The organism is Peribacillus sp. SRI_006, from assembly GCF_057586375.1.
Window position 1 is genome coordinate 279,947 of sequence record NZ_JBYCZT010000002.1, and the last position, 12,143, is coordinate 292,089.

Annotated in this window: 8 protein-coding genes and 1 pseudogene; all 9 read left to right on the top strand. The window is 40.5% G+C overall.

Annotation, left to right across the window (positions count from 1 at the left end; genetic code table 11):
• Window positions 1–111: 111 nt before the first annotated feature.
• On the top strand, window positions 112–1,359 hold the full coding sequence (locus AC2YHV_RS03730) for a GTPase family protein (protein ID WP_098865810.1): 1,248 nt from the start codon (window positions 112–114) through the stop codon (window positions 1,357–1,359).
• 116 nt (window positions 1,360–1,475) lie between these two features.
• Window positions 1,476–2,618 (top strand): acyl-CoA dehydrogenase family protein, encoded by a 1,143-nt coding sequence (locus tag AC2YHV_RS03735; RefSeq protein WP_487372615.1) that lies wholly within the window; start codon window positions 1,476–1,478, stop codon window positions 2,616–2,618.
• A gap of 872 nt (window positions 2,619–3,490) precedes the next feature.
• Window positions 3,491–3,823, top strand: a complete 333-nt coding sequence (locus AC2YHV_RS03740) for a (2Fe-2S) ferredoxin domain-containing protein (RefSeq protein WP_098865813.1) — start codon at window positions 3,491–3,493, stop codon at window positions 3,821–3,823.
• Window positions 3,824–4,284: 461 nt separating this feature from the next.
• Window positions 4,285–5,475, top strand: a complete 1,191-nt coding sequence (locus tag AC2YHV_RS03745) for an ATP-binding protein (protein WP_487372616.1) — start codon at window positions 4,285–4,287, stop codon at window positions 5,473–5,475.
• Window positions 5,476–5,583: 108 nt separating this feature from the next.
• Window positions 5,584–7,572 carry an acetoacetate--CoA ligase gene (locus AC2YHV_RS03750; RefSeq protein WP_239861242.1) on the top strand — a complete coding sequence of 663 codons (1,989 nt, stop codon included), beginning with the start codon at window positions 5,584–5,586 and terminating at the stop codon, window positions 7,570–7,572.
• 553 nt (window positions 7,573–8,125) lie between these two features.
• Window positions 8,126–8,719 carry a TetR/AcrR family transcriptional regulator gene (locus AC2YHV_RS03755; RefSeq protein WP_440438494.1) on the top strand — a complete coding sequence of 198 codons (594 nt, stop codon included), beginning with the start codon at window positions 8,126–8,128 and terminating at the stop codon, window positions 8,717–8,719.
• A 506-nt stretch (window positions 8,720–9,225) separates the two neighbouring features.
• A pseudogene (locus AC2YHV_RS03760) lies at window positions 9,226–9,768 on the top strand (NADPH-dependent FMN reductase).
• Between the two features lie 323 nt (window positions 9,769–10,091).
• On the top strand, window positions 10,092–11,084 hold the full coding sequence (locus tag AC2YHV_RS03765; protein ID WP_096339542.1) for a thiamine pyrophosphate-dependent dehydrogenase E1 component subunit alpha: 993 nt from the start codon (window positions 10,092–10,094) through the stop codon (window positions 11,082–11,084).
• Window positions 11,085–11,105: 21 nt separating this feature from the next.
• On the top strand, window positions 11,106–12,140 hold the full coding sequence (locus AC2YHV_RS03770; RefSeq protein WP_098936477.1) for an alpha-ketoacid dehydrogenase subunit beta: 1,035 nt from the start codon (window positions 11,106–11,108) through the stop codon (window positions 12,138–12,140).
• The last annotated feature ends 3 nt before the right edge of the window (window positions 12,141–12,143 follow it).

Sequence of the window (12,143 nt, forward strand, 5' to 3'; positions counted from 1 at the left end):
AGACCAAAATGGAGCCCCTTAATTTGCAAGGAGAATGAAGTTACATGCTTAAATTGAATCGTTCAAGGGTAAATGTTACTTAATATACTTCTTAAAAAGGGGGAATGAGTGATGGCGGAAAAACAAGATGAAATGGGAAGCATATTCAGTTTCATTAAAGGCCAGGTAGATAAGCTCCCAATTTCACAATCGAAAAAGACCAAAATGCTCGACCAGCTCTTAAAGCTTAAAACGATGACTGTGGATGCAAGGGAACCGCGAATTGCTCTTGTCGGAAGAAGAGGGTCTGGAAAATCCTCACTGATCAATGCGATGTTTGGTCAGGAACGACAATATGTCAGTTCCGTTAAATCTGGAACGGGTAAGGGGAAATGGTTATGGTACCCGAGTGATGCCGAACCCAAAATTCGTTTGCTGGACTCACGCGGGCTGGGTGAGAGTGAAGCTCCTACGGAAGAGTTCGAAGAAGATACACCATTGGATGAATTGATAAAAGCGGTGACTGAAGAACAGCCTGATGTGTTTCTTTTCTTGATTAAAGCGAAAGAAGCGGATTCACGTATTGAAGAAGATTTACAAGAATTGGATAAGCTGCGCAAGATTGTTAAAGAGAATCACCATTATGATGTACCTGTCATCTGTGTGGTCACACAAGTGGATGAATTAGATCCGCCACATTATAAACAAGTACCTTTTGATGCCAATCCTAAGAAAAAAAAGAATATTGATGAAGCCATCGCTTTGATGTCAAAACGATTTAAAGAGAGTGAAATACCACTTTTGAACATTATCCCTACTTGTTCGTATATTGATTTTGATGAAAGCGGAAATATTGAATATGATATGCGTTGGAACATAGATTTGCTTTCTGATTACTTAATTGAGGCCTTACCCAGTGAAGCGAAGCTGAAAACTGCCAAAGCGATGCAGAGCCAATTCGTTAAGAAGAAATTCGCGCGGACGATAGTGGGAACGTTTACGGCAATCGCAGGTCTAATCGGTGCAGAGCCAATACCTTTTGCCGATTTTCCCATTTTGACCGGCATTCAGGGTTTGATGATTGTGGTGATTGGTTTTATCGCGGATAAAGAAATCAATACGAAAACGGCAAGTGAATTCATCGCAGCGTTAGGAATCAATGTTGGCATCGGGCTCCTTGTCAGGGAAGGTGTCAGGGCTGCAGTCCGTTTCATTCCAGGAGCTGGTCTAGTCGTTTCCGGTGCGGTAGCGGGTGCCGTCACTTATGGAATCGGGCAAGCCGCGATAGCTTACTTTCTCGAAAACAAGAATATTGATCAGGCGAAGGAGGCATACAAGAACGCGAACAAAGAATATAAAAATGAAGACATTGACTCTTAATGTGCAGATTCGAACCATAAACTACACTAAGGTGATATGATAAAGTGGAGTTAGCAGTTCTGTATCTGCTGCTGGATGGTTCAAGATTTTTGTTTACTAGAGGAGGGATGATCTTCATGTCGTTTTTTCAATCACAGAAGCAAAAAGACTATATACAAAAATTAGAGGATGCGATTCAGTTGTTTTCCGGCCGATCTGAGGCACTTGATGATTCAAAGGGGTTTCCTTATGAAAACATTCAGGAGTTAAAGGAATTCGGATACCCCCAATTAACTTTAGCTAAAGAGCATGGCGGATATGGCGGTTCCTTATATGATTTTCTCCTATGCCAAGAAAAAATAGCTCAATATTGCGGCCCAACAGCCTTAGGAATAGGCTGGCATGTCGGAACGGTACTTTCCTTATCGGAGAAGAGACCTTGGGAAAAAGGAGTCATGAAAGAATTGTATGATGAGGTGTCGAAAGGTGCACTAATCAATACGGCAGCATCTGAGGCTGGAACGGGGAGTCCGACGCGCGGAGGCCGACCGGAAACCATCGCGATCAAAAAGGGTAATCAATGGAATTTGAATGGCAGAAAGACTTTTACTACACTCTCTCCTGTCCTTGATATTTTTCTCGTAACGGCATGGGTTCCCGAGGATGAGCGACTTGGCACATTTTTAGTTCATCGTGAGGTAAAGGGTGTAAGTATAGAAGAAACTTGGGATATGATTTCCATGCAGGGGACAGGAAGTCATGATCTGGTGTTAAATGATGTCAGCCTGCCTGAAAAGTATTATGTCATGAAAAGCAATCCTGGTGAAAAAAGAAAACCTGAAGCGTGGCTATTACATATACCGGCTTGCTACTTGGGAATCGCAGTGGCTGCCAGAAATTACGCAGTCGAATTTGCGAAAACCTATTCTCCGAATAGCTTGCCAGGACCAATCAGGGACCTTCCGAATGTTCAACGTACAATCGGGGAGATGGAACTGGAATTGGGTGAAGCACATCATTTCCTCTACTCTGTCGCAGAAAAATGGGTGCGGCAGCCTGAAGATCGTGATGAATTATCGAAGCAATTGGGGGCAGTTAAGTTATCGGTCGTCAACAAATCGATCTCCATCGTCGATAAAGCGATGAGAGTCGTCGGAGCCAAAAGTTTACAAAGAAACAATCCCCTGCAACGCTACTATAGGGATGTACGCGCAGGACTCCATAATCCTCCGATGGATGATGCGACAATCACCACGCTCGCAAAATCAGCTCTTTATTAATTCTTATTCAAATATTTTTTGATGGCACTGAAATGATCGTTTCAGTGTTTTTTCCTGTTCTTTTTCTAACATAAATTTGTGTTTTCGTTTTAAGTGCATGATTAGGTGTAGTCTTTTTTTCGTACACATGTAAGACTTCTAGAGTGTGGGGAAAACTAGAACAAAACATTTACATGGATTCAATTGCAAAATAAAAAGAGGCACGAAAAGTACTATTCACTCGTAATCAAAGGGAAGGTGCCCTGCCACCCTAGTTGAAAGCTAACTGATGAATTGAAGTAAACTCTGTGGAGATGAGTCTCAACAGAGTTTTTCTTCATTTTTCTTATTTTGTGCCGCTAAACCATATTCCAATTCTCTGTCACTTATAGAACCTTTATTTTTTCTGGAATTCGGGAGAAAATAGGATTAGAAAGTACCTGAATCGGCGCTTGGCTTTTTTATGTTTTATGGCAAGTGCAATAAACCGATTGAAGGTAGTGTAGAGAAAAGAACCGTTGAAGTGGAATTTAATCCAGACATGTACCATAACATTAAAAAAAGAACGTGCGAATTGTAGCACGATTTCTTTTAGAGTAACATATACTTTACCGGGGTATGGTTTATATTTTGTATGGTTTATCATTACCCTGGCCGTTGATTGTTTCCATACATCCTGTGGAAAAAGGAAATGGCGTTTATACTCTGAATTTCTACCTGCCTGAATACTCTTATGATGCGTTTGTTGATAGTAAACCCGGAAACCTTGTCATCAGGTTAGTCCGATAGAGTTTGAGGTTGATAAAAATATGAGGAGAATTTAAGTTTTATGATAAAGTCAATAGCTATCCATTTGCTATAGAGGTCAAATAATAAGGAAATGGGGAATTTATATGAACTTAGATGGGGTTAGCAAACATCTATTAATTTGCAACGGGAAAACATGCACGAAAAATGGAGCAGAAGAAGTAACAGAGACGATTAGGGGGGAATTGAAAAACTTAGAACTACAAAAGGAGATTCACACAACAAAAACATTATGCAACGGCCAATGCAAGCATGGTCCGATCGCTATTCTATATCCACAAGGAACCTGGTATAAAGAAATGGATAAAACAAAAAGTAAAGAGCTTATTCATAAATTGAAAGAAAATGACAATGTTCATCTAGGCTCTGAACTTTATTATCATGATGGGAAAACATTCAAGAACCAGAAGAGTGAATGAACTGTAACATCTCACTTCTATATCTAAAAAGGGTTTCTGTATATGACGCTTTTCTGAAAGAAAAAAATTGCGATATTCAGTGGACTGATCATTTTTACCCATCAGTCGATAATTTAATCAATAGAGTTTACATCTCCCCATTAATCCTAATTGAAAATTGTTCTCTTAGAAAATTCAACAGTTTTACCAATATGAAAAAAATACCCGTTCTTTAAGAACGGGTATTTTTTATATAACATTACCTCAAATTCTTTCCTGGATGGCGGAAGAGGTAACTTTTATTTACCTCATAATAATTTAACTAGCTTATCATTATCTATCTTGATATGATTGATATGCCTGTCTAAATCTTCGAAAAATATCGAAAGTTCGGTGTAAAAATGAATCTTATGACCAAAGATTTACTGATTAACTTTTTACTTATCCTTTTTCCGATCTTTTTATTGCAAATGAGCTATCTAGTGAAGTACGTATACCGTTTAGATGCATTAAAAGGATCCTTCCTATCTATTTTCCCTATTCTTTCACTTGTTCTATGCATGCTATTTCCCGTTGTTATAGAAGAGGATTTTGTTTGGGACCTTAGATGGATCCCTTTTCTGTTAGGCGGTTTATATGGAGGCTATCGGTTAGGAATCATATTGATAGTCATCACTCTTGTTATCCGCTATTTATCAGGGGGTGATAATGGATTTTATATATCATGCATCACTTTTCCACTAGTGGGTGTTTCCTTGTTTTTTATATCTAAATACTATTTGAAACTCTCTGTCAGTAAAAAAATTATCATCGGTATATCATTAATCTTCATTGTACATATTCTCACGCAGTTTATTTCAACAGTAGTATTTGAACTTACTATCGGTATAAGTCTATGGAAACAATACTTCACGATCCAAGTCATTGGAATTGTTGTTGTAATCTTACTATGGGAGGTCATCCTCACTAATTTTCAGGTTCTCGAAAAATTAGTGAAAGCGGAAAAGTTGCAAATCGTTAGTCATCTGGCTGCTAGCATATCTCATGAAGTCAGAAATCCCCTTACAGTTACCAGGGGATATATACAAATGTTAAGCGAAGACGTTTCTTCCCATACAAAGGTCAGATATGCAAATATTGCACTTAAGGAATTGGATCGGGCCACGGATGTCATTAATGATTATTTGACATTTGCTTCCATAAGCCCTGAAAACACGGAGCGATTAAGGGTATCGGAGGAAATTCAGCATGTCGTGAACAGCATAAAACCCCTTGCTAACAATAATGGAACAGAATTGAAGTTATCACTAATCGAAGATGGAGCTTATTCTATCATGGGGGAAAGGGAGAAATTCCAGCAGTGCTTGTTCAATATCCTAAAGAATGGCATAGAATCGATGGACCATGCTGGCGAAATATACATAGATTTAATTCGTGCTGCTTCCACCATCCAAATTAAAATCCAAGATCAGGGAATTGGAATGACACAGGAACAGATATACCGTTTAGGTGAGCCTTACTTCACGACAAAAAATAAAGGGACGGGGTTGGGCATGATGGTTTCATATAGCATTATCAAAAGCATGGATGGTACGGTACATGTGTCGAGTGTACAAGGGAAAGGGACATGTTTCTCCATTAACCTGCCCATACATCAATACGAGCCTAATTGAGTTTAGTGTAAATTGACAGTTTTGAAACTCATAGATTACAATTTAAGTAAACTACCATTATTATGAAATGATTCAATGACGCATTTGATACCTAAGGGAGATGATTGCATGAAATCGCTTACAGATGGACAAATCATTTGGGAACCGACAAAGGAACAAATCGAGCAAACAGTATTGACTCAATATGTGAAATGGTTAAAAGAAAAGAAAGGTTTAACATTTCATGACTATCATGAATTATGGAAATGGTCGGTAGATGAACTGGAGCAATTTTGGGCTTCAATTTGGGATTATTGTGATGTAAAAGCCGGCAGGACATATGACAGGGTTTTAGCGGAGCAATCCATGCCAGGTGCGAAATGGTTCGAGGGGGCAAGGCTTAATTATGCTGAAAATGCATTATTGAATGATCAAGAAGAGAAAACGGCGATTTTTTTTCGTTCCGAACATATCAGGCAGCAAGAGGTTAGCTGGAAAGAGCTGAAAGAAAAAGTGGCATCTGTCGCCCATTCATTAAGGAAACTTGGTGTGAAATCAGGTGACCGTGTTGTTGCCTATATGCCAAACATACCCGAAGCGGTGATAGCTTTCTTGGCAACAGTGAGCATAGGTGCCATCTGGTCCAGTTGTTCACCTGACTTTGGGGCAAGAAGCGTCATAGATCGTTTCAAACAGATTGAACCAGTTGTATTACTGGCGGTTGATGGATATCAGTACAATGGAAATGTATATGATAAAACATCGGTCGTCTCCCAGCTTAAACAGGAATTGGTCTCTGTCAAGCATACAGTGCTGGTTCCTTACATAGAAAAAAAGATTTTGGAAGTGAATCTGGCAGATACAGTTCCTTGGGATGACTTATTAAAAGAAAAGGCAGAATTATCTTTTGAAAGTGTTCCTTTCGATCATCCGCTTTGGATTCTCTATTCATCAGGTACAACCGGGATGCCAAAACCGATTGTACAAGGGCATGGCGGTATATTATTGGAGCATTTCAAATCAACAAGAATCCATCAAGGCATGACTTCCGAGGATACCGTATTCTGGTTTACGACGACAGGCTGGATGATGTGGAATCTCCTTATGGGTGGTTTGCTTAATGAAGGGACCATCGTCCTTTATGACGGCAGTCCTTCTTTTCCGAATATGGATGTTCTTTGGGAATTGGCGCAAGATACAGGCATGACTTTCTTTGGAACAAGTGCACCATTCCTTACGAATTCCATGAAGTTAGGAAACAAGCCCCTGGGAAAATATGATTTATCGAAATTGAGGGCTCTTTTTTCAACTGGAGCTCCATTATCTGGAGACGGTTATAAATGGGTGTATGAAAATGTCAAGAAGGATATCTGGCTCAGTTCATCCAGTGGCGGGACCGATGTATGTGCCGGATTTGTGGGCGGTGTTCCAACATTGCCCGTGAGGATCGGAGAGATACAAGGAAGGGCATTGGGTGTTTGTGCGGAAGCCTTTGATGAGCATGGTCAAACATTGATTAATGAAGTCGGTGAATTGGTCATTACGAAACCGATGCCGTCCATGCCGCTTTATTTCTGGAATGATCAAGATGGGAAAAGATACTACGAGAGTTATTTCGATACGTATCCTGGCATATGGAAACATGGTGATTGGATAAAGATCGACGACAAGGGCAGCTGTATCATTTATGGACGTTCCGACTCGACCATCAATCGTTCTGGTGTACGGATGGGAACTAGCGATATCTACCGGGTCGTCGAAGCGATAGACGAGGTAATGGAAAGCCTAGTCATTGATAGGGAAGTGCTTGGCCGCGGTTCCTCACTGCTGTTGTTCGTAGTCCTTAAGCCCGGAGAAAGTCTGGATGCAGCATTGACGGCAAAAATCAAGGAACAAATCAGAGGGCATGTATCCCCTCGCTTTATCCCTGACCAAATCCATGTGGTTGGACAAATTCCTAAAACGTTGAACGGAAAGAAAATGGAAGTCCCGATACGTAAAGTATTATTAGGTTTCGAGTTTGATAAAGTAGTGAATGCAGACTCCATGGGAAATCCAGAATCGCTACAGTTTTTTAAAGAATTGGCACTCGAGTTGAATGAGAAAAAAATATTCTAGAATTCAGGCGGAGCAAAAAGCTTCATCTCAAACTGTAGACAATCTCGATGAATATCGAGTTTATCTACAGTTTTTTTAGTGTTTTGTGTAATTTATACGTTGATTTCCACTCAAGGCACTTGCTTTCCGCGGGCGGTCCGGGAGCCTCCTCGGCGCGATTGCGCCTGTGGGGTCTCCCCTGGACTCGCTTTTCCCGCAGGAGTCTCGTACCTTCCGTTCCCAATCAACTTCTTTGTTTTAATTTTTAAATAGACCCCTTTTGTCTACAAACTGAGGAGGAGCAAAAAGCTCCGTCTTTTTAAATTTCTCTTGATTGAACTTAGAGATGATTCTCCAACGAGCAACTTCTCCATTTCTGGATACTGGTTTTTGATTTTAGAAGGTTATGCCATATGCCATCCATGACTCTCATACGTATAGTGCACCTTTTCCCGTTCAATCTTAAAAATAAAATGTGCTGTTGGAAGTATTTTCTTGACAATTTAAAAACAGATGAATAGAATAAAATGGAAAGTCAGTAAGTACTGACAGTCGATTCGGAGGAAGTGAGAGCATGAGTAGCAGTAATAAGCTTAGTACCGATGATAAGCTGCTGTTGGCGGCAATCGATCTAATTGCAGAGAAAGGGTACAATGGTGTTTCTACTCAGGAAATTGCTGGTTCCGCAGGTTTTAGTGAAAAAACACTATTCCGTCGGTTTGGAAGCAAGCAAAATCTTTTAGAAACGGCATTTGACCGATATCATTATACTGAAGAGATGACCAAACTTTTTAATGAAGAGCAAATCGTGTGGGATTTGCATTCAGATTTACTACTGATCAGTCGAACATATCATGAAATCATGAATCGTAACCGGAAAATGATTATGATAAGTATCAAGGAGGAAGGCAATTTACCTGGTTTTAGAGAAAAAACACAAAAGCATCCCCGACAGTTACTGGATATTTTGACAAACTATTTTAACACGATGCATGAAAAAGGAAAGCTTATTCCCACAGACCCAGAGCTTCAGGCGTTGTCGTTCATGATGATGAATTTTGGTGCCTTTATGAACAATCTGGATGCCGATGAGAACTATCCAACCGTGTCCCTGGAGGCATTTATCATGGAGAGTGTGCAAACATTTACTAGGGCTTTGACTCCCTAGTTTTTGAATAAGTATAATGACAGTCAGTACTGACATACCATGGTGATTGTATAGGAAATGCCAATTTTTAATGAACTAAAAAATAGATTAAATGACAGGAGATTATGAATATGAAATCAAGTAATACAATAGTATGGATTAATGTATTTACAGCTAAAACAGGCAAACTAGATGAATTGGTTGCTATCCAAGCTGAAGAACTGCTCAATTTCAAGAAGGGATCATAAGGTGTTCCCGGTTGGATCAGCAGCCGTTGGCATCGTTCTGTAGATAATGATAAGGCAATTATGGCAACGACCTTTGAGAGTATTGATTTTCATAAAAATTGGTTAGAAAAAAGTGAATTCAAAGAACATCTTAACAAAATAAAGCATCTCATTGAAGATACAGAAGGTGGGTACTACACGTTAGTGGAAGAGATTGAAAATATGTAAATCCCTCAACTTATGAGGTTATATTCTTAAACAATTAATTGGCCAGTAAGTTTTTACGAGGAGGAGAAAACATTGGAAAAATTAAAGATTGGAATTATCTTAGGAAGCACACGAATAGGACGTGTAAGTCCACAAGTGGGAAATTGAGTTAAAGAAATAGCAGATAAACGAGAAGATGCAACTTATGAAATCGTCGATATCGCAGATTTCAAATTGCCGTTTTTTGGAGAAGGCACTGGTAAAGAACCAGGATTATTAGCTTGGTCAGAAAAACTCTCTAGCTTGGATGGTTTTGTGTTTATTGTACAAGAATATAATCACAGCATTACAGGGGCATTAAAAAACGCACTTGATTCCGCACGTGATGAATGGAACAACAAAGCTGCGGGCATCGTAAGCTATGGTTCAACTGGCGGAGCCCGTGCAGCCGAACATTTGCGTGGCATATTAGGGGAATTACTAGTTGCGGACGTTCGTGTAAATCCAACATTATCGCTATTTACAGACTTTGAAAACTTCAAAACGTTTAAACCAGCTGATTTACACCTTGGTAATGTCCATGCAATGCTAGATCAAACAATTGCATGGAGCGGTGCGCTAAAAAATTTACGTTAAGCTTGATAGTTTACTAGCTAGGTCCTTCCTCTCTAATTATTTAACAAAATTCATGTTAGTAAATACTGAAACCTAAATAAAAGGTTTATTCCTTAAGCTTAAGCAGGCTGCTTTCCACATTCAAACCATCTTTGAACTTCAGTTATAAGTGAATTCGGATCGTATATTTTAAACAAAACGAGACAAAACGAGACACCAATCTCATTTTGTCTCGTTTTGTTTCTGCTGAAAATAGTTAATGTCCTAATTTTACCGCCTCCCATTTTGGCACGGCAATTGCACTATATAAGATTGACTCGCTATTACTGATTGGGGGCTGAAAAATGGAAACGGTTCAATCGAATGAAATAAAGTTATCTCAGGACAAGGCTTATTGGATGTATAAGAAAATGCTGGAAATCAGAAAATTCGAAGACCAAGTTCATGAATCTTTTGCAAAAGGGATTTTACCTGGGTTTGTCCATTTATATGCAGGGGAAGAAGCGGTTGCTGTTGGTGTATGTGCCCACCTATCCGAAAAGGATAGCATTACAAGCACTCACAGGGGGCATGGCCACTGTATTGCAAAAGAATGCGACCTAAACGGGATGATGGCTGAAATCTATGGGAAAGTGACCGGGCTTTGCAAAGGAAAAGGCGGTTCAATGCATATTGCCGATTTGGACAAGGGGATGTTAGGTGCAAACGGGATAGTCGGCGGAGGCTTTCCGCTCGCATGCGGTGCAGCATTAACTGCCAAGTATAAAAAGACCGATCATGTTAGTGTATGTTTTTTTGGTGATGGTGCCAATAATCATGGGACATTCCATGAAGGGATAAATCTGGCGGCAATCTGGAAGCTGCCCGTAATATTCATCGCTGAAAATAATGGGTATGGAGAAGCCACGCCTTTCAACTATGCTTCTAGCTGTAAAACGATAGCCGATCGGGCGATAAGCTACAATATCCCGGGTGTCCGGGTGGATGGGAAAGATGTATTGGCCGTGTATAAGGCTGCTGAAGAAGCCGTTCAGAGGGCTCGCAGGGGAGAAGGGCCATCATTGATCGAATGCGTTACTTATCGTAATTATGGCCACTTCGAGGGAGATGCACAGAAATATAAAAAGGAACAAGAAAAAAAGGAACATAAACAAGAGAAAGATGCGATTGCCCTATTTAGGAATTACTTACTGAATCAGAATCTGCTGGCGGAAAAAGAACTGATTTCTCTTGAGAATGCCGTTGAGGAATCTATTAAACAAGCAGTTAAGTTCAGTGAAGAGAGCCCATATCCAGAAGCGTCCGATTTATTAAACGATGTTTATGTATCTTATTAAACCATAAAAGGAGGAATTGAGATGAGTAGAAAAATCAGTATGTCGCAGGCAATAAATGAAGCAATGGCAATGGCAATGAGAAAAGACGAGAATGTCATCCTTATGGGAGAAGATGTAGCCGGCGGTGCAGAGGTCGATCATTTGCAGGATGACGAAGCATGGGGTGGCGTCTTAGGTGTCACGAAAGGATTGGTTCAAGAATTTGGCCGGGATAGAATTCTTGACACACCCATTGCGGAAGCAGGATATATGGGAGCGGCAATGGCAGCCGCTTCGACAGGCTTGCGACCGATAGCCGAGTTAATGTTCAACGATTTCATTGGCAGCTGTTTGGATGAAGTATTGAATCAAGGTGCGAAATTCCGCTATATGTTTGGCGGTAAAGCACAGGTTCCCGTGACGATCCGTACGATGCATGGTGCAGGGTTCAGGGCTGCAGCTCAGCATTCACAAAGCCTTTATGCCTTGTTCACCAGCATTCCAGGATTGAAGGTCGTCGTTCCCTCATCCCCCTATGACGCAAAAGGGCTTTTACTTTCAGCCATTGAAGATAATGACCCTGTCATCTTTTTTGAAGATAAAACACTATACAACATGGTTGGAGAGGTTCCGGAAGGCTACTATACAATCCCAATCGGCAAAGCCGAAATGAAAAGGAAAGGCTCGGATTTGACGATCGTTGCCATCGGTAAACAAGTTCACACCGCGATGGAGGCTGCTGAAAAACTCACAGCTAAAGGAATTGAAGTTGAGATTGTCGACCCGCGGAGCTTGTCACCACTGGATGAAGAATCGATTCTCTCCTCTGTGGCAAAAACAAATCGTTTGATTGTGATCGATGAAGCGAATCCAAGATGCAGTGTCGCAACGGATATTGCCGCACTGGTGGCGGATAAGGGGTTTGATACGCTCGATGCGCCAATCAAGAGGATTACGGCACCACATACACCTGTCCCTTTTTCTCCACCGCTTGAAGATATTTACCTTCCTACATCAGAAAAAGTGATACAAGCCGTTTCAGAATTATTAGGGGAACCTTCCATTCTAGGAGTGTAAATA